Source organism: Winogradskyella aurantiaca, from assembly GCF_003362725.1.
Taxonomy (GTDB): domain Bacteria; phylum Bacteroidota; class Bacteroidia; order Flavobacteriales; family Flavobacteriaceae; genus Winogradskyella_A; species Winogradskyella_A aurantiaca.
Window position 1 is genome coordinate 235790 of sequence record NZ_QKTV01000002.1, and the last position, 25528, is coordinate 261317.

A 25528-nucleotide genomic window follows, 5' to 3' on the forward strand; every position below is an offset into this window, starting at 1 on the left:
TAACACCCTCAATTCGCGAAATCATTTCAAAAGTACTATTCATCGACAGATACATGGGGTTTCATCGATAATTTCTCATTGTTTAATCTTATGAAATTAACTTAAAACATAGATAATTAAAAGTCGTCCTATGAAATATATTATAGCTTTTTCGATTTTATGCCTATCATTATCAATGGGTTATGCGCAAAATAACTCGGTTGAGAAAACCGAATGGAAATTGGACCGAACAAAATTACCTATTGTTCCGCCCCCGGCGCCAAAATTCACAGAACTTGATGCCCGGAATACCACACAGCCTGAAGCATTTGATGTTTCAGCACCAGAAGGTGCACCAAATGTCTTGGTAGTAATGCTTGATGATGTTGGTTATGCCCACTCAAGCACATTTGGCGGACCAGTAAACATGCCTGCCGCTGAGATGGTAGCACGAAACGGTTTAAAATACACGCACTTTTCAGTAAATCCCATGTGTTCCCCTTCAAGGGCGGCATTAATGACTGGAAGAAACGCTCATACTGCACATCAGGGCGCTGTCTCTGAAGTAGCTACGTCCTATCCCGGCTATGATGGCAAACGTCCAAAAAGCGTTGCTCTATTGGCCGAAATGCTGCAAATGAACGGGTATGCAACGGCGTATATAGGAAAAAATCATGAAACCCCTGCTTGGACAGTAAGTGCTTCTGGCCCCTTTGACTATTGGCCAACTCAAAATGGATTTGATAAATTCTACGGCTTTATAGGGGACGAGCAAAACCAATGGTATCCGGCTATTTTTGATGGCACCACAGCTGTGGATATCGACTATGAAGATCCTAATTTTCATTTACAAGAAGATTTTGCACGAGAGGCTGCAGAATGGATTCAAAGTCAAAAATCATTGAATCCGGCAAAACCATTTTTCATGTACTTTTCAACAGGTACAGCACACGCACCACACCAGGTACCTCAGGAATATATTGATAAATACAAGGGTAAATTTAAAAATGGGTGGGATGAATTAAGAAAGACCACCTTGAAGAATCAAAAAGAATTAGGTATTGTTGATCGAAATACAGTGCTGGCTAAAAAAGAGCCTTACATCGTAGATTGGAAAACCCTAAGTACTCAAGAAAAAAGGGTTCATGAAAAAGAAATGGAAGTAGGTTCTGCCTTTATAGAACACGCTGATGCCCAAGTTATGAAAGTTGTGCAAACTATTGATAAACTGGGTGAACTAGATAATACAGTGATTATCTACATCATGGGTGATAATGGCGCAAGTGCCGAGGGTACCATAAGCGGTTTAGTGAATATTAACTACTACTACAACAATGTATTAGATGATACAGCTTCAAGAGCTGGGGAAATAGATGGTTTCGGTGGAAAAGATTATAATGGAATTTATTCATCAGGATGGGCAGTAGCTGCTAACACCCCATTTAAATGGACGAAACAGGTAGCCTCTGGTGGTGGAACGTTTGTTGGTGCAATTATTAGCTATTCTGATAAAATTAAGGCTAAAGGTGAAGTGCGACACCAATTTCATCATTTAATTGATGTAGCACCAACCATACTTGAGTTAGCCGGGCTCCCGGAGCCAACCCATGTTAATGGGGCTAAGCAAATTCCCATGCAAGGAAAAAGTATGGCTTATTCATTTGAAAATCCCAACCTAACAAGTAACCACAAGACTCAGTATTTTGAAGGTTTTGGAAACAGATCAATATACCATGATGGCTGGTATGCTCAAGTGATACACAAGGCTGCATGGGAACAAAAGCCAAGACGATCATTTCAAGACGACATATGGGAGTTGTACGACTTTAAAAATGATTTTTCAATGAGTAAAGACCTCGCGAAAAAGATGCCTGAGAAGCTTAACGAAATGAAAAAATTATTCGACCAAGAAGCTATTGCTAACAACGTATATCCTTTAGATGACAGAGTGGTGGAACGTATTAACCCCAAAATAGCTGGACGACCAGATTTAATGTTCGGCCGAAAAGAACTAACAGTCTATTCAGGTATGGATCATTTATTTGAAAATGTTTTTATTAATACTAAGAATACAAGTTTCAAAATCACATCTGAAGTCACTGTAACGGATAGAGCAGAAGGCGTGATATTAGCCATGGGTGGACGTTTTGGCGGATACGTCTTTTACGCAAAAGATGGTAAACTCTGCTACAACTACAACTATCTCGGTGATGAAAAATATGAAACGTTAGCGACCTCAGAATTAAAAGAAGGACGGCAATTAGTTGAAATGGAATTTGAATATGAAGGAGATGGAGTTGGGAAGGGAGGACAAGTTACTTTAAGAGTGAATAACGAAGTGGTTGGACGAGGATCGGTAGGAAAAACAATGCCGTTTGTTTATTCCACCTCTGAAGGTGCCTCTGTGGGATGGGATGATTCAAGTCCTGTGAGTGAAGATTATGCCGTAGGTCCAAAAAACCAATTTAATGGCACGATCGAATACGTGAAAATCGCCATAAATGATTAATACACCTTTTATTTATAATTAGAATTCAGAAAGCGGAGCCAGTAAATTGAGACTCCGCTTTAACTTAAATAGTAAAGAATGTTAGATCCGGATTGAACTAGTTAAAATCCAAGGGAGTCTTACGATGCTTCGTAGCTTGTTCGTAAACATAAGCCCATTCTAACAACATTTTTTCTTTTAGACGTCCAGAAATGATGGTTAGGCCTTTTGGTTTTCCATCCTGTTCATAGCCCATTGGCACTGTGATGGCTGGATACTCAGCAACAGCAGCATAGCCGGCATGATAATTATTTATTGACAAGAATCCATGAAGTTGCTGCGCTTGCATTGGTGTGTCAAAGAATGTCTTACCGTTAAGTTTTAGGGTATCCCTTATCTGTTGCAGCTCTTCATCTGTTCCCATATCAGCTACAATTCCTCTAAACAAACGTTGGCCATAGGGCATTGTAGCAACACTATCGGCTGCATTAAAAGCTACCATGTCGCTTACTGTTCTCAGGCTGATACTGTCATTGGCGTATTTTTCCATGTATACTGGTAAATCTCGTTTCATATCTAAATTCAGCAAATTGATAAACTTAGGTAAACCAATTTCCAATTCGTCGAGCTCCACAATTTCGGCACCGAGCTGTTTGAGGTCATTAATAGCAACCACAAATAAGCTATCTTCCATTAATCGTTTTGGAGCACCAAATCGTTTGCCAGCTAGACTGGCTTGTGGAAGATCTGGATAATAAAAACCTGAATCCCATAAAATCATGAAGGACTTCCTATCGGATTCATCTTCACCAAAGGCCGCGTCAAGTACAATGGCATTATCGACTACATTTTTGGTTATTGGTCCGGCTGTATCTAAGGTAGATGAAATGGGCACAATCCCTGATCGACTAATCAAACCAACCGTTGGTTTTAATCCAACTGCTGAATTTTGTGAACTTGGTGATAAAATAGAACCTGAGGTTTCACTTCCTATGGCAGCCGCACAGAAATTAGCAGCTACAGACACTGCACTTCCTGAACTAGATCCACCTGTATCAAAAATTCTTCGTCCATAAGGGTTTAAGGTTTGCCCACCAACGGCACTGTACCCACTTGGACAATCCCCGCAGAAAAAATAAGCCCACTCACTAAGATTTGCCTTTCCTAAAATAAGTGCCCCTTTAGATTTTAAGTTGGTAACCATAAAAGCGTCATCCGTTACGTTATCTTTAAGTACAACTGCACCAGCAGTAGTTACCATTCCAGCGGCATTAATGTTATCCTTTAACAGAAGGGGCATGCCATAAATGGGGTGGTTTTTATCGGATGGTACTGCGGCATCCATTTCTTTCGCCTTTTCTATAACCTCTGGATTAATTGAAATAACCGAGTTTAGAGAAATGTTATTTTCTCTATCAAAAGCTCTAATTCTAAACAAGTAAAACTTAGTCAGTTCTTCATAAGAGAAATCACCGTTAGAAACTGCGGCTTGTAATGTTGGGATGTCCTGCTCTAAAATCATTGACTTAAGTCGGTCATGATCGGCCTGGGTAAAATCTGCCATCTGAGGATTGACAGTCTCCCAAATCCCCTCTTTTGATAAATGTTCTGAATCCAGAACTTTAAATTCTCTAAAGTCTTTTGTAGAAATATCCTTAAGATCATCCGTTTGGGATGAGTCTTTCTCTACTGTTTCTGGTTCCTCAGGGGACTCTGATGCAGTGGGGTTAGAATTTGTTTGTTTACAAGAACATACAATTAAAACAAACAATAGGAAAGTAAATCGTTTCATAGTTGGTATTTTTTCTAAAAATACGAAACCATGACGCAAGAATGAAATTGGAAACGAAGCTAGGCTTTGAAAAATGAATCTACAAACTCGTATTTATTGAACACTTGCAGATCTTCAATTCCTTCTCCTACTCCAATATACTTTACTGGTATTTGGAACTGATCACTAATACCTATAACGACTCCCCCTTTGGCAGTACCATCTAATTTTGTTACAGCCAAGGCATTGACCTCAGTTGCGGCAGTGAATTGCTTAGCTTGCTCAAAAGCATTCTGTCCAGTAGAACCATCTAATACCAGAAGTACTTCATGGGGAGCGTCTGGAACCACCTTCTGCATCACTCGTTTCACCTTGGTTAACTCATTCATTAAGTTAACCTTGTTATGCAGTCGCCCGGCAGTATCAATTATAACCACATCCGCATTCTGTGTCACTGCACTTTGAAGCGTATCGAAGGCGACCGAAGCGGGATCACTTCCCATCTTTTGCTTTACAATAGGTACGCTTACCCGATCTGCCCATACTTGCAACTGATCGATGGCCGCTGCTCTAAAGGTATCTGCAGCTCCAAGCACTACATTAAGACCTCTATTTTTAAACTGATTGGCTAATTTACCAATGGTAGTTGTTTTACCTACGCCATTAACACCTACTACCATGATGACGTATGGCTTCACATCTATGGGAATGGATATTTCCCGTTCCTCCCCGCTATTGGTCTCTGACAATAAGCCCGCAATCTCCTCACGAAGAATCTGATTGAGTTCAGAAGTTCCTAAATATTTATCTCTTGCTACACGCTCTTCAATACGTTCAATAATTTTAAGCGTCGTATCTACTCCTACATCACTCGTTACTAAAACTTCCTCAAGGTTGTCAAGAACATCATCATCAACTTTAGATTTTCCGGCAACTGCTTTATTTAATTTGGTAAAAAATGAGGTTTTGGATTTTTCTAATCCCTTATCAAGTGTTTCCTTTTTTTCTGAGGAGAATATTTTTTTGAAAAAGCTCATGCTCTAATCGGTTTTCTTTACGACAGCAAAACACTTGCCGAAGGGTTCAGACTGAAACATTGTCAGCAAAGACGTCAAAGATAGCCATAAAAAAACTGCTTTCAAATGAAAGCAGTTTCAGGACATTTATAATGTTCCTTAAATTATTTCTTTGCTAAAAAGTCTTTTACAAACTCTGGAGCCATAACAGACTCAACAAAAACGTAAGCACCTGTTTTAGGAGACTTTACCATTTTTATAGCTTTTGTCAAACGCTTAGATCCTGTTTGTAATGATGCTACTGATTTCTTTGCCATGATTTCCTAATTTACAGTCTTACTTAATCTCTTTATGAACCGTCATCTTCTTAAGGATAGGATTAAATTTCTTAATCTCTAAACGGTCTGGTGTATTCTTCTTATTCTTAGTAGTAATATATCTTGAAGTTCCTGGCATACCAGAAGACTTATGCTCTGTGCACTCTAATATTACTTGAACTCTGTTACCTTTCTTTGCCATTACTGTGCTCTTTAGCCGTTGTTATTCTTATTTGTAGAAGCCTTTAGCTCTTGCTTCTTTTAACGCTGCAGAAATACCAATTTTGTTGATAGTCTTTAATGCAGATGTCGAAACCTTTAAAGTGATCCATTTATCCTCTTCTGGAATATAGAAACGCTTTTTTATAAGGTTAGCATCAAACTTGCGCTTAGTCTTATTCATGGCGTGAGAAACATTGTTCCCTACCATTGCTTTTTTTCCAGTTAATTCACAAACTCTTGACATCGTTACTAAACTTTAAGTATCTTCTTTTAAAACAGGGTGCAAATTTAGTAAATCTTTAGTTCTCAGCAAACTTAAAACCTACTTTTTTAAAATTTCTTTCTGAAGCATTTCAAAGGCCTTATTTGTAGCCTTTTGAATGGTTTTTTCGCGATGATTACTAAACTTAAAATATTCCGAATACACCCCGTCATTTGAGGCAATTGCAATATAAACAGTTCCTACTTCAGCATCGGAATCTCCTTTAGAAGGCCCGGCATTGCCAGTAGTGGCTACAGCATAATCCGTTTTAAACTTTTCTAAGGCTCCAAGTGCCATTGCCTCGGCAACCTCTTTACTTACTACAGAATGTCCTTCAATCAAATCTTGATTAACCCCTAACAATTCTGTTTTAGTTTCTGTAGCATAGGTTACTATACCCCCCTTAAAATAGTGTGATGCACCAGGAATACTTGTTAACATTTGGGCTATTCTTCCTCCCGTACAACTTTCAGCTGTACTAAGCGTCCATTCCTTTTTAACTAGCATTTTTCCAATTTGAGCTTCAATTGGTCCATCCGATTCAAAACCCGTAAATATATCTTCTACCAGAGGTATTAGGTTTTTGACCTGCTTCTCTATTTCCTTGGTGACAACATCTTTATTATCGTGCTTAGCTGACAATCTTAGCCGCACTCTGCCAAGGTTTGGTAAATATGCCAATTTGATAAATGAGGGTAAACGCTCTTCAAACTCGTGCAATCGTTCCGCAATAGCACTTTCACCTAAACCATAGGTTAATAAGGTTCTGTGCTTAATAAAGGGGAAATTGTAAGCTTCTCTTAATCCTGGTAGCACATGATTTTTCATTAGAGCCTTCATTTCATAAGGCACTCCTGGTAAGGAAATAAAGATTTTGCCATTTTGTTCCATCCACATACCTGGCGCCGTACCAAAGTCATTCATCATCACCTTTGCCTTAGATGGCACCATGGCCTGATGACGATTCATATCAGAAATAGGAGTGGAAATGTACTTTTTAAAAAGGTACTCTATATGTTTGAGAACATCGGGATTCTCAATCATTTCATCATCAAAATACTCGCAAAAGGTCTTTTTGGTAATATCATCTTTTGTAGGTCCCAACCCACCAGTAACAATGATGATATCAGCATTCTCTTCAGCTTCTTTTAAGGACTTGATAATATGCTCTCTATCGTCCTGAACAGAGGTTATTTGAAAAACCGATACGCCAATCTTATTAAGTTCTTTGGATATAAATGCAGAATTGGTATCGATGATTTGGCCAATGAGAATCTCATCGCCTATGGTAATGATCTCAGCAAACATCTACAGTCCGAATTCGCTTCTCAAATCATTGGATGCATTTTCAACAGCTTCGAGTACAGTGGTTAATTGAGCATCTACATTTTTATCTGTCTGTTCAAATTTACCCCAATCCTGTACCTCAATAAGGGTCTCTAAAACACCTAATTCGAAGAGATCAACTGTTGGTTTCATTTTATGCGCTGCCTGATAGGCTTCGTGATAATCCTTTTCGGCTACAGCATTCTTTAGTCGTTCTGCATCTTCCGGAACTTCTTCCAAAAATGCTCCAACAAGAGCCACTACAAAATCCTCATCATTATCGGCCATTTCTCGAACGCGATCTAGTTTATAAAAATCACTCATTACTTTACTTTTATTTTGAACATTTCCTGATCTCCAATCAATCCAATCATTTGATCATTTGGTTTTACTGGTCCAACCCCAGCAGGAGTGCCAGTAAATATAATATCTCCTATTTTCAATGTGAAATATTTTGAAACATATTCTATTATCTCATCAATCTTCCACAACATATGACTCGTATTCCCTTCCTGAACGGTTTGCCCATTAATTTGAAGCGAAAAACCAATGTTGTCGACATTCTTAAATTGAGTTTTGGGCAACCATTGTCCTATGACTGCAGCACCATCAAATGCTTTAGCTTTCTCCCATGGCAAGCCCTTAGCCTTTAATTTAGACTGTAAATCTCTTGCTGTAAAATCGATACCTAAACCCACCTCATCATAATACTTATGCGCAAACTGCTTTTCAATGTACTTACCAATCTTCTTAATCTTAATCAAAATTTCTACTTCATGGTGAACATCATTAGAAAACTCAGGTATAAAAAACGGCTGTTTTTTTAAAAGAATAGCAGAATCTGGTTTCATAAAAACCACCGGGTTTTCAGGCCGCTCATTATCCAGTTCCTCGATATGCTTAGCATAATTTCTGCCAATACAGATCAATTTCATAGCTAGAATTTGTTGTTCAAAGCTTTTAGCTTTATTCCTGTCAATACTTTTTTGGTGTACAGCGGAAAGTCGGCATTTAAGAGCCAACCAAAATAGCCAGGTTCTTGATTAAGAACATCCAACACGCGCTTACCCTTGTGTTTGCCAAAGGAGAAGCATTCCTCATCTTTATCATTGTAAGTAATAAAACCAGCAAAGTCAGCAAACTTACGCCTCGAACTGAATTCGGCTAAGAATTTGGTACTGTTATCAAGCGTATCGTACTTATCTAATTGTGCCTTTAAAACTTCATAAGTAGCAACTGTATCTGCCTCTGCGCTATGAGCGTCATCAAGATTTTTGTCGCAATAGAATTTATAGGCGGCGGAAAGCGTTCGTTGCTCCATCTTATGATATATGGTTTGCACATCTACCGCCAATCTGTTTTTCATATCAAAATCCAACTCTGCGCGAAGCATTTCCTCAGCCAATAGCGGAATATCAAATCGATTGGAATTAAACCCTCCCAGATCTGCATTCTTAATTAACTGGTGTACTTCTTTTGCAATTTGCTTGAAGGTAGGAGCATCGGCCACATCCTCATTTGAAATCCCGTGAACAGCTGTTACTTCTGGAGGAATGGGTATGGTTGGATTAACACGTTTGGTATAGCGCTCTTCCTTTCCGTCTGGATGTACTTTTAAAATAGAAATTTCAACGATCCTATCGTTTGAAATATTGATTCCAGTCGTTTCCAAATCAAAAAAGCAGATGGGTTTATTCAGTTTGAGTTGCATGCAAATTAAATTTTGGCAAAGGTACTATGTTTAAACGGTTTCAGCCATAAAAAAAGCGCCGTGCAATTAACGACGCCTTTAACTTTACTTTTTATGTCACCCTAAATCTCCCTGTTTATATCCCAGGCTTCCAGATAATCTTTAACCGCCTTTACAAACTGTCCTCCTAAAGCTCCATTGACTACACGATGGTCATAAGAATGTGATAAGAACATACGATATCTGATACCCACATAGTCTCCTTCAGCACCTTCTATAACCGCTGGTACTTTTCTTATAGCCCCTAAAGCTAAAATACCTACCTGAGGCTGGTTGATAATTGGTGTCCCCATAATGCTTCCAAAGGTCCCCACATTAGTAACTGTGTAAGTTCCGCCTTGAATATCATCAGGATTCAATTTATTCTCTCTGGCGCGACTAGCTAAATCATTGACGCGCTTAGCCATACCATAAAGGTTCAGTTGATCTGCATATTTAATGACTGGAACAATTAAATTTCCATCTGGTAAAGCAGCTGCCATACCTAGATTAATATCGCGTTTCTTTATGATCTTATCCCCTTCTACAGAAATATTCATTAAAGGAAAGTCTTTTAACGCCTTGGCTACCGCCTCCATAAATATTGGAGTGAAAGTCAGGTTCTCACCTTCGCGCTCTTTAAAATTATCCTTATTGTTCTTCCTCCAATTCCAAATATTGGTAACATCAGCTTCAATAAAAGATTGCACATGCGCTGAAGTTTGAACCGAATCAACCATATGCTTGGCAATTAACTTGCCCATCCGAGTCATTTCGATAATTTCATCACCAGGTGCAGTAACAACCGGGGTTGCGGATTTGGCAACTTCCTGTTTTGGAATCTCAGCCTTTGATACAGAAGTTTTAACTGCTTTAGATTCAACCTTAGGAGCAGGAATATTAACTTCCTCCACTGGCATTTGTGTTGCACGAGATTTCAAATAGGCCTTTATATCGTTCTTTGTAACGCGTCCATCTTTTCCTGTTCCTGGAACAGTATCCAATTCTGTTTGAGAAATACCCTCTTTACTGGCAATATTGCGAACTAAAGGAGAATAAAACCGATCTCCATTCGATACAATTGGTGTAGCTACCGTTGCTTGGGCAGCCACTACCCTCTCTGCTGCTTCTTTTACAGCAGCTGGCTCAACCGGTTTTGGAGCAATTGGCTCGGGGGTTGGGGTATTAATTTCAACATTTGGAGCACTAACTTCAGCTGATGCCTCCGTTTCAATTACTGCAATGGTTTGACCAACCTGCACCACATCATCTACATCAAATAACTTTTCAACAAGTACACCATCCACCTCACTTGGAACCTCACTATCTACTTTATCTGTTGCTATTTCTAAAACGGCTTCATCCGCCTCAATGGTATCGCCTACCTCTTTTAACCAGGACGTGATGGTTGCTTCTGCAACACTTTCACCCATTTTCGGTAATTTCAGCTCAAACTTTGCCATATCTGTAATTTGAAGGTGCTTATTTTTATTTCGATTGCAAAATTAATAAAATATAATCTATTTTGTTAGATTTAATTCAATATTAAGACTTGATTGGAGTGACGGTTCCACGCTTAGAACTATGGTCGCTCCCTAAGATAAATTTACAGTTTTTGGGTTTAATCCTAAAAAACAATCCTTTCTGTAGACCATGCGATTTCATAAAATGGATTATTGATCCAAACGTTAGTGTCTCAGAATCCAAAACAATCATGGCAGCAGGACTAATATTCAAGCTATCAATATTAGCAACTGAAGTTACCTCCTTGTCAAAAATTTGTTCAGATATAATAGGTTTCTCAGAAACCACTGTTACAGTGTCCACCACAATACCAGAGTCCTCTTCCCTGGATCGGAGTAGGTATGCTAATTTGATTCCAAATGAGACAACAGCATCGCGAAATATATTCGAATTAAAGTGCTTGTTATAGAACACTTGCATGGCCCCATAAAAGCGCTGGGTATAATTCTTATCTTTTAAAGTGCTCTCCCCTTTAAAATGTATAACACAGGTACCTCCAACATAATAGTTCTTATAACCTGCTTTGAGTAAACGATAGGATAAATCAATATCCTCCCCATACATGAAAAAATCTTCATCAAATCCGCCGAGTTTATTATACACACCTCTTTTCATCAACATAAATGCCCCCACAAGTATTTCACACTCAGAAGTGTTATCCGGCAAGACATCAAGATGATAGTACAATTGATTCAGCCCCATCAACTTATTAAAAGAAACCCATGGTGTTGGTATATTACGCTTACTTTCAGGTAAAAAATGACCTCGACCATCTAAAAGCTGACAACCAACAGCACCTAATTCATGCTTACTTTCAGCAAATTTGAGCAAGTCTGTAAAACAGTTTTCAGGCACTACCGTATCGGGATTTAAAATGCAAACAAACTCCCCTTTAGCGTTACGAACACCAATATTATTTCCTTTGGAGAAACCATAATTTTCGGTGTTCTTTATTAGTACCACTTGTGGAAAATGGGTTTCCACCATGAGGCAGCTGTCATCCGTAGAATTATTATCGATTACAATAATCTCACCGTCGATAGGATCGAGTGCCTTAGCCACACTTTGCAAGCAGAGTTGCAAAAAAGCAGATACGTTATAATTGAGAATTATTACAGAAAGCTTCAATAATCTGTTTAACTTTTTAAAGAGGTTTCAAATGGTACACGATCTATGATACTGCGACCAAGTGTTATTTCATCTGTATACTCCAAATCACTTCCAGCCGCAACCCCACGAGCTATTGTCGACATTTTAACCTCTGTATCCTGCAATTGTCTGTAAATATAAAAATTGGTCGTATCACCCTCAATAGTTGGGCTCATAGCAAAAATTAACTCTTTGACATCCCCTCGTTTAACTTTATCCACTAAAGGGGTAATGGTTAAATCATGAGGACCAATACCATCCATAGGCGAAATTTTCCCCCCAAGAACATGATAAAGGCCATTAAAACTGCTTGTCGCTTCAACCGCCATCACATCACGGATGTCTTCTACCACGCAGACTAACTCAGAATTCCTACTCTTATTAGCACAAATAGTACAAATGTCTTCATCACTAATATTATAACAGGATTTACAATATTTTATATGCAATCGAAGTTCTTTAATAGCCTCAGACAAATCAACTGATTGATTTTTAGGCTGTCTTAATAAATGTAACACCAAACGAAGTGCTGTTCGCTTTCCAATTCCTGGAAGTAAAGCTATTTCATTGACAGCATTGTCGAGAAGTTTTGAGGGTAATTCCATGTCAGCGAAGTTACTTATTTTTTGAAGGACAATCTTAGTTCAGATGTTTTATAAATAGTTTATTTTGGTCTTAATTTAATTCCATTTTATGTCTCCTACTACCATTATTGGTATTGTTAGCCTTTACTTTCTCGTTCTAATCATTATTTCATATTTAACGGGTAAGGAAGACTCAAATTCGGCATTTTTTAGAGCCAATAAATCAGCCCCCTGGTATTTGGTAGCATTTGGTATGATTGGAGCCTCCTTGTCGGGGGTGACTTTTATTTCTGTACCGGGTGCTGTTGAAACCAATCAATTTGGCTATTTACAAGTGGTTTTTGGGTATTTCTTTGGTTATTTAGTCATAGCCTACATTTTATTGCCACTGTATTACCGTATGAATCTCACTTCTATCTACACCTACTTGGAGGAGAGATTTGGTAGGGTGAGTTATAAAACCGGTGCTAGTGCTTTCTTAATTTCCAGAACAATTGGAGCAGCTTTCAGACTTTTCCTGGTAGCACAAGTATTACAGCTACTAGTTTTTGACAGTTTCGGCATCCCCTTCCCGATTACGGTTATTATAACAATTGCCTTAATTTGGCTATACACTCATAAGGGTGGTATTAAAACTATCATTTTTACCGACACGCTTCAGACATTATTCATGCTAATCTCTGTAATAGTCACTGTCATCTTTTTAGCGTCTTCACTTGGACTAAATGGCCTATCAGAAATGGTGAACTATGTTAAGTCTGATGCCATGAGTAAAGTCTTCTTTTTTGATGATACCAACGATCCGCAATATTTCTGGAAAAGTTTTTTATCTGGTATTTTTATTACGATTACCATGACAGGCCTGGACCAGGATATGATGCAAAAAAATCTGACTTGCAAAAACTTAAAGGATGCTCAAAAAAATATGATCTCCTTTAGTGTGGTGCTCATTTTCGTGAACATTTTGTTTTTAGCCTTGGGTTTATTATTGACACAATATGCCCTACAAAATGGAATAGAGGCCAAAAAAGACAGTTTGTTCCCCACCATTGCCATGCTCCCAGAAATTGGTCAAGTCACCTCAGCGTTCTTCATTCTTGGGTTGATAGCTGCTGCTTACTCAAGTGCAGACTCAGCCTTAACCTCACTAACTACTTCTTATTGCATCGATATCATTGGAATCAATGAAAGGCCCGATGTTGAGCAAAAGAATATTCGTAAAAAGGTCCATATTGGTTTTAGTATTGTGCTGGTAATTGTCATCATAATTTTTGATCTTTTATTTAAAGACGTCTCTGTGATATGGGAATTATTCAAGGCTGCTGGATATACCTACGGACCACTATTAGGCTTATTTGCATTTGGTTTATTCACTAGAACACAGATTAAAGATAAGTGGGTGTGGGTAATTGCAATTCTGTCTCCTATTATTGCCTATTTGATTAATAGTTATTCTGCTGAATTATTCAATGGTTATAAAATTGGCTTCGAAATTTTAATCATCAACGGGATCCTTATGTTTCTGGGACTTCAGCTATTACGACTTAGAAAATCTTAAAATTGACAGGAGCCAAGGTAACCAGTATTTTTCTGGTCTATCAAGGATTAATTTTTATATTTACGAATTGATTCCTTTAAGAAAATTTTATGAAATATTTAGGCGGTTTATTGATGCTGGCCTTTCTTGTTATTTCCTGTAATAAAGAGGAGAAACAAGAACAATCGTATCTGTTTAATGAACTTGATTCAGCTGTTACAGGGGTAGACTTTATGAACATGGTTGAAGATACTCCTGAACACAGTATTATTAACTATATCTACTTTTATAATGGAGCAGGTGTTGCCGTAGGAGACATTAATAACGACGGCCTAAAAGATCTATTTTTTGTTTCCAACGAGCATGACAATAAATTGTACCTCAACAAAGGAAATATGAAGTTTGAGGACATTTCAGCTTCTGCAAACATTAACGGAAATTCCGATTGGAATACAGGTGTTACCATGGTAGATATCAATGCAGACGGCTATCTCGATATCTATGTCTGTGCGGTTTCAGGGTTACTGGATTTTAAAGGTCATAACGAATTATACATTAATAACGGAGACAACACCTTTAGTGAAGAATCTTCAAGCTATGGACTGGATTTTAAAGGTTATTCTACGCAGTCTTACTTCTTTGATTATGATAAGGATGGAGATTTGGATATGTACTTAGTTAACCACGCCGTTCATACCAACTTGTCTCATGGAAAAGCAAGTCTCAGAAATGAAAGAGCCCCTCTTGTTGGAGACGTCCTTTTTAAGAATGATGACGGAAGCTTTATAGACGTTAGTGAGGATGCTAATATTTACGGAGGAGTTAACGGTTATGGTTTAAGTGCAACAATCGCTGATTTTGATAACGACGGATGGGACGACATTTATGTCTGTAACGATTTTCATGAAGACGATTACTTTTATGTGAATAATCATGATGGGACCTTTACTGAAACTCTGGGGTCTAAATTCAACACGATCAGTCGCTTCTCTATGGGAAGCGATGCAGCGGACATCAACAATGATGGTTATCAAGACCTTATAACCCTTGATATGCTTCCCTGGGACGAAAAAGTACTAAAGGAGACTGAGGGTGATGATGCCATGTTCAACATGCAAGTGCATTTATCAAATCTTGGTTATAAAGATCAGTACAGTAGAAATATGCTACAAATTTCTCATCAAGGACAGTATTTTCATGAAGAAGCCTTAAAAAACCAGATTGCAGATACTGACTGGAGTTGGGCCCCATTATTTGCTGACTTTGATAATGACGGTCAGCAAGACCTCTTCATTTCAAATGGAATTCCTAAAAGACCTAATGGTCTTGATTTCAAGAAATACGTCTCCAGTGCCTTTAAGGGAAAATCAGAAGCCGAAGGATTAAATTGGCTCTACAATGCCATTGGGGAAATGCCTGATGGTAATGTCAGTAATCAAATCTATAAAGGCATTAATGGTGATTTCAGTAATAAAACCGGAGAATGGATTAGCAATGTTCCAAAAATCTCAAATGCTTCTATTTACACTGATTTAGATAATGATGGTGACTTGGACATTGTTACTAATAATTTCAATCAGGTTGCCAGTATCTACCAAAACAACACATCAGAGACTAACTCAATTAACGTTAGTCTTAAATATAAAGACCAGAATATAGAAGGCCTTGGAACAAAGGTGGAACTTTATAACGATCGTGAACGTCAACTTAAGCAGGTTTTTAAGTCCAGAGGTTTTATGTCTTCAATTGATGGAAGTTTACATTTTGGTCTTGACTCTAGTATTAAGGTGGATTCTCTTGTAATCACATGGCCAAATAACAAGATTCAAACGGTTATCAATCCAACAATCAACTCTAGTATCCAGTTAGTATACGATGAATCAAATATCAAAGATGGTCAAGAGTCTGCAAGGCAGGAAACGGCAATTTTTGAAAAATCAAATCTTATAGATTTCACTCATGTAGAAGATCGCTATAACGATTTTGTTGAAGAAAAATTAATACCATATAAGGTATCAACCATGGGGCCAGCTGTTGCGGTTGGTGATGTTGACAACAATGGCTTTGAGGACATTTATATTGGTGGTGCATCAGGTAAATCCGGGCAACTCTTTATGAATTCGGGGAATGATTTCAAATCAGTTGCCATATCTTCTTTTGCTGCTGATGCGGCATACGAAGACAATAGTGCCACCTTCTTTGATGCAGACATGGATGGAGACTTAGATCTCTACATTGGATCGGGTATCAGTGAAATTAATGCTGAGACTTTAAATTATGATCGACTTTACATAAATAATAACGGAGACTTCATTAGGGGAACCAATGCGATACCTCAAAATCCAATGGTTACTTCAACTGTTAATTCGTACGACTACGATCAGGATGGGGATATGGATCTTTTTGTTGGGATAAGGAGCAACCCAAATAGTTTTGGAAAAATGGAGGCCTCTTATATCCTTAAAAATGATGGAAAAGGCTCCTTTAGCAAAGACCCAAACTTTGTACTGAACGGCATGATCATGGATGCCGAATGGACCGATATTGATAATGATGGTATAAAGGACCTGTTAGTGGCTACAGAATGGGATCAACCTAAAGTCTATCTAAATAAAAATGCATCTCTTGATCTTATTAATTTACCACAAGAATTAAGTGGATTATGGCAGAGCATTACCGTTGCCGACGTAGACAATGATGGCGATCAAGACATCCTACTAGGTAATTTGGGGCTTAATTCAAAATTCAATTTGTATTTCGATGGACCCTTACAACTTTATTACTCCGACTTTGATGAAAATGGAGTTAATGAAACGATGATTGCATACAATAGAAATGGCACTTATTATCCACTAAATACAAAAGATGAACTTGCTGCACAGATGAATATTATCAACAAGATATATACATCTCATGCAGCCTATGCTGGAAAATCAATGGTCGATGCCTTGAAGAGTGGTACTTTAAAAAAAGCCACCAAGTATGAGGCAGCTACTTTAACATCAGGTTATTTACACAATGACAATAATGAATTTAATACGTTTGTACCGTTTGATTCAAGTTTACAGCTTGGCCCGATCTATGATTTTGAATCTTTTGAACTAGGCAACAATAAGCAATTGTTGATCACCGGAAACACCTATAGATTCAACACATATCATGGTTCCTACTCTTCATTGAAAGGGTATTTCTGGGATGTTTCTAATGATACGATCGTACCTGCATCAAATAAAGGGCTTGATCCTATAAATGAGCAGATAAAGGACGTCGTTATTGTAGATATGAAAGACAATCGTGTATTATTAGTCGTTGCAAATAACGATAGTGTTAAGAGTTACCAATTTGATAAATAACAGATAATGAGATTTACATACCGCTTCTTAATTATCACCCTATTAATATTACAAAACTGTAATACGAAAACAGAACCGATTGAAATTTCAGCCACCGACTACCATAAGGCTGTTGATAAACTTACGGAGATCATGGTTCATGATATCTTTTCGCCGCCGGTTGCCAGCCGATTGTATGTGTATCCAAATGTTGCCGCCTATGAAGTTCTCAATCAAAATGATGACTATTTTAAATCCTTATCTGGGCAGTTGAAAGACCTTACTATCAGCGAGACCACTGGCGAAACTCAAGCGAACAAGGAGCTAGCTGCTCTAATTGCTTATATGGATGTTGCTAAAGAATTGGTATTCTCTAAAGAGATGATGACAGATTTTAGGGACAGTTTGTATGCAGAATGGGAACTAAAAAACGCAGACAGTTTCCTTAAATCCAAATCATACGGTCTTTCCATATCTGATCAGGTTATTAAATGGATGAATAAAGATGGTTATGCTGAATCAAGGACCTTGCCTGATTATAACATCTATGACAAGAGTCCTGCTCGCTGGGAACCGACACCGCCGGCTTATATGAAAGGTATTGAGCCTCATTGGAATACCATTAGACCATTTGCCTTGGATTCTGCCTCTCAGTTTAAACCTATTCGTCATCCAGACTTTTCATTAGAAGAAGACACCCCTTTTTATAAGGAGTTAAAGGAAGTATATGACCTTAACAACGAAATACGAGAGAAAGGGGATGAATCTGTTGAGATTGCTATAGCTAGATTTTGGGACTGTAACCCTTTTGTTTCTGTCAATAAGGGTCACTTTATGTTTGCAGAGAAAAAGATCACACCAGGTGCACATTGGATCGGCATCTGTAAAATAGCCTGTCAACAAACTGAAGCAGATTTTAGCCGAACAGTGTTTGCATATACCAAAACATCCATGGCCATTGCAGATGCCTTTATAAGTTGCTGGGATGAAAAATACCGGAGTAATTTGGTACGACCTGAGACCTTAATTAATAAATATATTGACCTGGATTGGGCTCCTATATTGCAAACTCCTCCATTTCCTGAGTATACCAGTGGTCACTCAGTGGTGTCTGGTGCCTCTTCAGAAGTTTTGACAGATATCTTTGGTGATAACTTCTATTTTGAAGATACAACGGAATTGCCTTATGGACTCCCCATGCGCGTTTTCGAATCTTTTAGAGCAGCAGCCCAAGAAGCAGCAATAAGCCGATTGTATGGTGGAATTCACTACAAAGCAGCGGTAGTTGAAGGTCTATCTCAAGGTATTAAGATTGGTGAACTATCCAATTCAAAAATTAGCTTCTTTAAAGAAAAGAAACTCGCTAGTACTGGTCAATAGATAGTAGAACGAGGGTACAGGCTATTTCCGAAGGTATACCATAGTCTTTTAATAGACTTACCAATTCCATATTCTCTGTTCCAGGATTGAAAATGACACGCTCAGGATTCAAAGAAAGAATATAATCGTAATAGCCTTTCTGAACATTAGGATTTAAATACAAGGAAATTGTATGAATATCCGGATAAGCAATCCGTTCGGTATCAATGGTGACATCATCAATAGTTCCGCCTTTTAATCCAAATGCTTTGACCTCAAAATTTTTCGCTCTTAATTTCTTAACGGCCAAATTGGAGTAACGGTTTGGTTTTAAGGAAGTTCCCAGTACAAGTGTGGTTTTTGACATCTGTTAATTTAGTGTTAAGTAAAAATAATATAGTAACAGAGTTCAAAAATAGTCGTCTACCTAACAACTAATGTTCATCAATCAAATAAATCAATTAAAAAATGAAATTCTTTTTTGCCCTGTGCATGGCAATCTCATCAGTTGCCATGTTCTCCCAACCCAGTGCGTCTCATGATGTAAGAACTGGATCTATTAATGGTCGTGTTATGGACTCTGTACTTACAGAACCACTGCCCTATGTCAATATCATTGTAAAAGACCTTATAGGAAACATTATTACCGGTGCCATTACCACAGAAGATGGCAAGTTTTCTATTAATAAAATCCCGGAAGGAGCCGTTGTTGTGGACATCAGTTATATGGGATATGAAGTGGTTTCTAAATCGGTGACACTTGGGAAAAATAACTACAAAATAGATCTAGGGGATATAATGCTTACTGAAAGTGCCGAGGGACTTGATGAAGTTACAGTAGTTGCCCAAGTTTCTACCATCCAACAAAAAGTTGACAGGAAGGTTATCACTATTGGAAAGGATTTAACGACTGCCGGCCCAACTGCAGCTGACATCTTCAATAATCTACCTTCTATTAATGTTGATCAGCAAACAGGTCAAATTTCCATGAGAGGCAATCAAAACGTGCAGATCATGGTAGATGGCAAACTAACCAATATTGCACCAGAGCAATTGCTTAGACAGATCCCATCCACCTCTATTAAGCAAATAGAATTAATAACCAACCCATCGGCTAAATACAACCCTGATGGCATGAGTGGTATCATCAATATCATTTTATACAAAAATGCTAATGTTGGTTTCAATGGAAATATCAATGTGGGACTTGGTTATGAATTGGAACCAAAATTCAATAGTTCTATAGACATGAACTACAGGAATGGCAAGCTCAATTTCTATGGAAACTATGGAAACAACATATCAGATAACGTGACTACTGGATTTATTTCGCAACCTCAGGTAAATACAACTCAGACCTTTGATTTTCAAGATGGACGACAATCACATCTATACAAGCTTGGTTTGGATTATTACATAAATGAAAAACACACCGTCTCATTTTTTACCAATCAAAATGATTTTAATGGAGAAACTGAAGGGGTGACTGAGATCTTTTTTGAAACAAGTGATGAAAATGGAGAGCTTCAAGTACTAAATAATAACAGTAGCAACTCAACATCACAGTACAATCTTGATTATAAATTTGAATTTGGAAGGGCTGGGCAAAGCCTTGAGTTGGAGGCTGACTATAATATTTTTGATAATACCATTGAGACCTTTAACCGTTTTTCCGGTGAGAATCTGAGGCCTAATTTTGACGAACTTACTCGGATTGATCGCGACAGAACCACAATAAACCTAGACTATATTATTCCACTTAACGAAAAAAGTAAGTTAGAAGCTGGAGCACAGGCAAGGATTTTCAATAATGTCATTGACTATGTTTCAGATGCCAGAGTTCAAAACGAAGATGGAGACTATATTCCAACGAGTACCAACTATAACTACATGCGCGATATATACTCGCTGTATGCCAGCTATGGCAATAACCAGGAAAAATGGACCTATCAAATAGGGCTTAGAGCCGAAACGGTTTCTGTAGAAACGCTTGCAGAAGAAACAGATTTGTCAACCGGTGAGCGCACTGAATACCCTTTTAAAAATGATTATATAGGTATTTATCCTAGCGTCTTTGTGACCTTTAATCCATCCGAAAAAAATGGTTATCAATTCTCTTACAGCCGTCGGGTCGACCGACCAGGAGTTGGCCAGGTCAATCCAATTCCTGAGTGGAATACCCCTCTAATTTCTCAGTTTGGTAATCAGGAACTGTTGCCACAATTTACCAATTCTTTAGAAGTTAATTACATCCGACAATTTGAGAAAGGGAGCGTCACTGGTGGTGTATTCTACAGAATAATCGAAGACGAAATAAATCAGGCGGTGTTAATAGACAGAGCAAACCTGGGAACAGGACGCATTATTCTTACTTGGGAAAATTTTGATACCACAAGTGCGTATGGACTAGAACTTTCTGGTAACTACAGACCAACGAAATGGTGGAACTTTAATGCTAGTTTTGACTTGTATTCCCAATCTCAAAAAGGATTCGCCGAAACTCTGGACCCAACCATTCCAGACCCAGAGGAAGATGATATTGTGGTTGAAGAAGTCGAAGTAACCAATGTGATTTACAACCTTAGAATGTTCAACAATTTTAAGGTCAGTGAAAAAGTATCCTTTTCTTTATTTGGACTTTACCGAGGAAGAAATAAAGGACTACAGTTTGAAATGGCTCCTATGTACTTTGTCAATGCCGGTTTTAGATATAACTTCTTATCCGACAATAGAGCGACCTTCAGTTTAAACTTCAATAATATTTTAAACACTCAGGAAATTGCCATAACCGGTCAGCGTCCGTTTCTTCAAGAAGCTATGTTTCAGCCAGAATTTAGTACTATCTACGGCAGTCTATCTTATAGATTCGGTGGCGGAAAATACCGAGCTAAATCTAGAAAACGCAGAGATAATGATGAAAAATCTGGTGGTGGTTTCCTTTAATATATACCCGAGAATCAATGGCTAAATAATTTGATGGTTAGTGTTTAGGCCACTGGTTCTATTTAGAAAACCCAGAGCTAAGTCTCTGGGTTTTTGTTAATTAAGCGTTAAATATCCAACTCTCTGCAATAAAAAGAGAGTTTGTTCGTCTAATAAGTAAGTTTTAAGTAATTATTGTTATATCCGTTCTGGATATAATTAAGTGTTAGTTAGGTTGGTTAATAGCTGAAAAAGCCGAAATTCTAGAATTTCGGCTTTTTCATTTTACCATTTAATGATAGCACTTCCCCAGGTAAATCCACTTCCGAAAGCTGCTAGTACAACATTATCGCCTTCTTTAATTTTACCCTCTTCCCACGCCTCGGTTAAGGCAATTGGAATGGAAGCTGCAGTAGTATTACCGTAGCGCATTATATTATTATAGACCTGATCGTCCGAAAGACCAAACTTCTTCTGGATAAATTGCGATATTCTCAAATTGGCCTGATGTGGAATAAGCATATCAATTTGGTCCTTGGATAAATTGTTCTGAGTTAATCCTTCAATAATAGCTTCACTAAACCTTACAACAGCATGTTTAAAGACAAACTGTCCATTCATATAAGGGTAGTAAGACACATCATCCGGATCATTGTCTTCCATTATGGCATCTACCCACCTACCCGTGCTAGGCCCTTCTAAAGCAAGTTCTTTGGCGTATTGTCCCTCAGAATGAAGGTGTGTTGATAATATTCCTTTGGAGTTGTCCTCTTCTCTAGATAAAATGGCTGCACCAGCCCCATCACCAAATATAACGGTAACATTTCTTCCCCTTGTAGATCGTTCCAAACCACCAGAGTGATTCTCACTTCCAATAACAAGGACATTTTTGTACATACCCGTTTTAATAAACTGATCTGCAACGGACAACGCATAAATAAATCCCGAACATTGATTACGCACATCCAAAGCACCAATAGTAGGCATCTCTAGAATTTCCTGAACTCTGACTCCCCCACCTGGAAAGTACATATCAGGACTCAAGGTAGCAAAGATGATAAAGTCGATATCATCTTTAGTAAGACCCGCTCTATCCATGGCTATCTGGGCCGCCTTAGCACCCATTATTGAGGTAGTGTCGTCACTGGTTTTTGGATCTATCCATCGACGTTCCTGAATTCCGGTACGTTCCTGAATCCACTCGTCGCTTGTGTCCATCCATTTTTTTAAATCTTCATTGGTGACAACATTTTCAGGAACATATTTCCCTAATCCTGTAATTTTTGAATTGTACATTCTTATCCTGTAGTTTAAAATCTAGCTATTTGCGAATGTGCATATTGGGGTCTATATTTTAAGACCCAAACATACAATCGGGTAAAAATAGCCAATTCACTACAAAGAAGATTTGTCACTATTTTCAATCGCTATGCATGCATAACAAATACGAGGGTTTTTAACGTTCTTATAACAAAAACGAAGTAAGTAAAGCCTTCGATAATGAGTATATTCACAGCCTTGACCAATTAAATTAATCTCACATGAAAAACATCATTCTTTATTTATCCTGTTGTCTGAGTCTGCTATCCTTCGGACAACAGAATTTGGGTTATCAAATCCCATCAGAAGAAATACTTGAACTCGCCGATGTTGAATTAGCACCAGGTGTTCAAATGGACTCTAAAGGAGACAATATGGTTCTTCTGTATAGAAATCAATACAAGTCCATAGCAGAACTCTCCGAGACCGAGATGCGTCTTGCCGGTCTTAGAATCAATCCAGTAACGAATATTGGAAGCCGAACCAATTACATCACCAATTTAAAGGTTAAAAAAACAAAGGACAAGACTGCTAAGCAGGTAACAGGGCTCCCAAAAAACCCAAGATTATCTGGTTTCCGCTGGTCACACGATGAGAAAATGATTGCTTGTTTAAATACTACCTCAACTGGTGTTGAAGTATGGGTTCTGGATATTGCATCTGCTTCAGTCAAAAAATTAACAGCTCCTATCATCAATGCGAATATGGGTAGTGGTCTTAGTTGGTTTAAGGATGACGCCAAACTCCTTATAAAAACATTACCAGCAGACAGATCCTCACTCATAAATACGGCTAGTGCCGTACCAACAGGCCCTACGGTTTCTGTAAGTGATGGTTCTAAAGCCCAAAACAGGACCTATCAGGATTTATTAAAGACTCCGAATGATGAGGCTAACTTTGAAACCTTAGCGCATTCTGAGTTAAAAACAGTTGACCTAGATGGAAATATAAATGACTTTTTACCATCGGCTATGTATCGTGGTATTAGCTTTTCACCTGATGGATCCTATTTGATGATCACAAAAACTAAAAAGCCGTTTTCCTATTTAGTAACCTATGGTCGCTTTCCTTACGAAACCAATATTTATAACAATGAAGGAACCTTTATTACTCAGGTAAACGATGTACCACTGGATGAAGTTCGACCAAAAGGGTTTATGGCCACACGACTTGGAAAACGCAGTATGTCCTGGAGAGCTGATCATCCTGCTACTTTAGTCTATGCTGAAGCACTTGACGGTGGAGACCCTGCTAATGAAGTAGAATTTAGGGATGCTGTCTACCAAATAAAAGCACCTTTTAATGGTGATCCTACCCTGATTCTAAAAACACAACAACGCTTTTCTGGTATTGAATGGGGAGATGACAATATGGCTATTGCCTATGATTACTGGTGGAATACCAGAAATCTAAAAATCTATAAATTCAATCCATCTCACAGTAATGAAACACCTGAGATCCTTTGGGACAGAAACTATCAGGATGTATATAGTGATCCAGGAAATTTTGTTTCTAGTAAGAATAAGTATGGTCGCTACACTCTTGAGATGGATGGCTCTAAATTGTATTTAATGGGTGATGGTTATACCAAAGATGGGCAATTTCCATTTATTGATGAATACAATGTAAAGACCAAAACCTCCAAGCGTATTTACCAATCTAAATATACCGATAAGGTTGAAACATTAAATTCTGCCTTAAACATGAAAAAAGGTGAGGTTTTGGTTAGAATTGAATCTCCAACCGAATACCCCAACTATTACATAAGGAATATTAATAAGAAGAATAGTTTAGTTGAAATAACTGATTTTGAGAACCCTTTTAAAAGTTTAGAAAACATTCAAAAAACGGTTATTAATTACAAGCGTGAGGATGGATTAGATCTTGACGGTACACTGTATCTGCCATTAGATTACGAGGAAGGCAAAAAATATCCAATGATTTTATGGGCCTATCCACGAGAGTACAAAGACAAGGCCAGTGCCTCTCAAAGTACGTCGAATCCTAATGAATTTGTTTATCCATACTGGGGCTCACCAATCTACTGGGTAACTAAAGGCTATGTTGTGCTTGACGACGCGGCATTTCCCATTGTAGGAGAAGGCAGTGAAGAACCAAATGATAGCTTTAGAACCCAATTAGTCGCTAATGGTAAAGCTGCCATTGATGCCGTAGATAAACTGGGTTATATCGACAGAGAAAAAGTAGCTGTAGGCGGTCACAGTTATGGAGCCTTTATGACAGCGAATCTTTTATCACACTCCAACTTATTTGCAGCTGGAATTGCCAGAAGTGGAGCTTACAATAGAACCTTAACACCCTTTGGTTTCCAAAGTGAAGAGCGCAGTTATTGGGAAGCACCGGACATCTACTATAATATGTCACCATTTATGCATGCCGATAAAATGAAAACACCATTATTATTAATCCATGGTGTGGCTGATAACAACTCTGGCACCTACCCACTACAAAGTGAACGTTATTTTAATGCTTTAAAAGGCCTCGGGGCTACGGTGAGATTAGTAATGCTACCTAAAGAAAGTCATGGTTATAGAGCCAAAGAATCCATCATGCACATGTTGTGGGAACAGGATCAATGGTTGGATAAGTATGTAAAAAATAAGGGAAGTGATACGGTTTCCGAGGACAATAAGACCAAAGCACTAAAAGATTAAATAATTGAATCTTTGA

At 38.2% G+C, this 25528-nt stretch carries 20 protein-coding genes; 6 read left to right on the forward strand and 14 right to left on the reverse strand.

Annotated features, from left to right (window positions below; all coding sequences use genetic code 11):
• The first annotated feature begins 130 nt into the window (after positions 1-130).
• Entirely contained in the window at positions 131-2488 is a 2358-nt protein-coding gene (locus DN064_RS05235) for an arylsulfatase (RefSeq protein WP_115461575.1), read from the forward strand.
• A gap of 97 nt (positions 2489-2585) precedes the next feature.
• On the opposite strand, the gene DN064_RS05240 is transcribed toward DN064_RS05235, so the two are convergent.
• The 12 genes from DN064_RS05240 to recR all read right to left on the reverse strand — a co-directional run bounded on the left by DN064_RS05240 (position 2586) and on the right by recR (position 12388).
• Positions 2586-4259 (reverse strand): amidase family protein, encoded by a 1674-nt coding sequence (locus DN064_RS05240; RefSeq protein WP_115461576.1) that lies wholly within the window; start codon positions 4257-4259, stop codon positions 2586-2588.
• 59 nt (positions 4260-4318) lie between these two features.
• On the reverse strand, positions 4319-5275 hold the full coding sequence (gene ftsY, locus DN064_RS05245; protein ID WP_115461577.1) for a signal recognition particle-docking protein FtsY: 957 nt from the start codon (positions 5273-5275) through the stop codon (positions 4319-4321).
• Positions 5276-5418: 143 nt separating this feature from the next.
• On the reverse strand, positions 5419-5571 hold the full coding sequence (locus tag DN064_RS05250; RefSeq protein WP_115461578.1) for a DUF4295 domain-containing protein: 153 nt from the start codon (positions 5569-5571) through the stop codon (positions 5419-5421).
• Positions 5572-5590: 19 nt separating this feature from the next.
• On the reverse strand, positions 5591-5773 hold the full coding sequence (gene rpmG / locus DN064_RS05255; protein WP_115461579.1) for a 50S ribosomal protein L33: 183 nt from the start codon (positions 5771-5773) through the stop codon (positions 5591-5593).
• Positions 5774-5800: 27 nt separating this feature from the next.
• Positions 5801-6037: a 50S ribosomal protein L28 gene (gene rpmB, locus DN064_RS05260; RefSeq protein ID WP_115461580.1), complete on the reverse strand. Its 237-nt coding sequence runs from the start codon at positions 6035-6037 to the stop codon at positions 5801-5803.
• 78 nt (positions 6038-6115) lie between these two features.
• Positions 6116-7363, reverse strand: coding sequence for a competence/damage-inducible protein A (locus DN064_RS05265; RefSeq protein WP_115461581.1), 1248 nt, complete (start codon positions 7361-7363; stop codon positions 6116-6118).
• A complete protein-coding gene (locus tag DN064_RS05270; RefSeq protein ID WP_115461582.1) occupies positions 7364-7705 on the reverse strand; it encodes an Hpt domain-containing protein in 342 nt (113 codons plus the stop codon). It lies immediately after the preceding gene.
• Entirely contained in the window at positions 7705-8316 is a 612-nt protein-coding gene (locus DN064_RS05275) for a fumarylacetoacetate hydrolase family protein (protein ID WP_115461583.1), read from the reverse strand. Before DN064_RS05275 ends, DN064_RS05270 begins: the two co-directional genes overlap by 1 nt.
• 2 nt (positions 8317-8318) lie before the next feature.
• Complete coding sequence (locus DN064_RS05280; RefSeq protein WP_115461584.1) at positions 8319-9092, reverse strand: 3'-5' exonuclease; 774 nt, start codon at positions 9090-9092, stop codon at positions 8319-8321.
• A 101-nt stretch (positions 9093-9193) separates the two neighbouring features.
• Positions 9194-10573: a dihydrolipoamide acetyltransferase family protein gene (locus tag DN064_RS05285; protein ID WP_115461585.1), complete on the reverse strand. Its 1380-nt coding sequence runs from the start codon at positions 10571-10573 to the stop codon at positions 9194-9196.
• An 82-nt stretch (positions 10574-10655) separates the two neighbouring features.
• Positions 10656-11762 carry a glycosyltransferase family 2 protein gene (locus DN064_RS05290; protein WP_115461586.1) on the reverse strand — a complete coding sequence of 369 codons (1107 nt, stop codon included), beginning with the start codon at positions 11760-11762 and terminating at the stop codon, positions 10656-10658.
• Positions 11763-11770: 8 nt separating this feature from the next.
• Positions 11771-12388, reverse strand: a complete 618-nt coding sequence (gene recR, locus DN064_RS05295; protein ID WP_115461587.1) for a recombination mediator RecR — start codon at positions 12386-12388, stop codon at positions 11771-11773.
• Positions 12389-12476: 88 nt separating this feature from the next.
• Between recR and DN064_RS05300 the strand changes: the two genes are divergently transcribed.
• The 3 genes from DN064_RS05300 to DN064_RS05310 all read left to right on the forward strand — a co-directional run bounded on the left by DN064_RS05300 (position 12477) and on the right by DN064_RS05310 (position 18616).
• Positions 12477-13925 carry a sodium:solute symporter gene (locus DN064_RS05300; protein WP_115461588.1) on the forward strand — a complete coding sequence of 483 codons (1449 nt, stop codon included), beginning with the start codon at positions 12477-12479 and terminating at the stop codon, positions 13923-13925.
• A gap of 89 nt (positions 13926-14014) precedes the next feature.
• The gene (locus tag DN064_RS05305) at positions 14015-17257 is read left to right on the forward strand and encodes a VCBS repeat-containing protein (protein WP_115461589.1); all 3243 of its coding nucleotides are present in this window, start codon (positions 14015-14017) and stop codon (positions 17255-17257) included.
• 6 nt (positions 17258-17263) lie between these two features.
• The gene (locus tag DN064_RS05310; RefSeq protein WP_115461590.1) at positions 17264-18616 is read left to right on the forward strand and encodes a vanadium-dependent haloperoxidase; all 1353 of its coding nucleotides are present in this window, start codon (positions 17264-17266) and stop codon (positions 18614-18616) included.
• Here DN064_RS05310 and DN064_RS05315 read toward each other — a convergent pair.
• On the reverse strand, positions 18600-18962 hold the full coding sequence (locus tag DN064_RS05315; RefSeq protein ID WP_115461591.1) for a CoA-binding protein: 363 nt from the start codon (positions 18960-18962) through the stop codon (positions 18600-18602). The two genes, DN064_RS05310 and DN064_RS05315, sit on opposite strands and share 17 nt — an antisense overlap.
• Before the next feature lie 101 nt (positions 18963-19063).
• Between DN064_RS05315 and DN064_RS05320 the strand changes: the two genes are divergently transcribed.
• On the forward strand, positions 19064-21538 hold the full coding sequence (locus tag DN064_RS05320; RefSeq protein ID WP_115461592.1) for an outer membrane beta-barrel family protein: 2475 nt from the start codon (positions 19064-19066) through the stop codon (positions 21536-21538).
• Between the two features lie 264 nt (positions 21539-21802).
• On the opposite strand, the gene DN064_RS05325 is transcribed toward DN064_RS05320, so the two are convergent.
• Entirely contained in the window at positions 21803-22813 is a 1011-nt protein-coding gene (locus DN064_RS05325) for a 3-oxoacyl-ACP synthase III family protein (protein WP_115461593.1), read from the reverse strand.
• Positions 22814-23058: 245 nt separating this feature from the next.
• Between DN064_RS05325 and DN064_RS05330 the strand changes: the two genes are divergently transcribed.
• Positions 23059-25512, forward strand: a complete 2454-nt coding sequence (locus DN064_RS05330; RefSeq protein WP_115461594.1) for a prolyl oligopeptidase family serine peptidase — start codon at positions 23059-23061, stop codon at positions 25510-25512.
• The last annotated feature ends 16 nt before the right edge of the window (positions 25513-25528 follow it).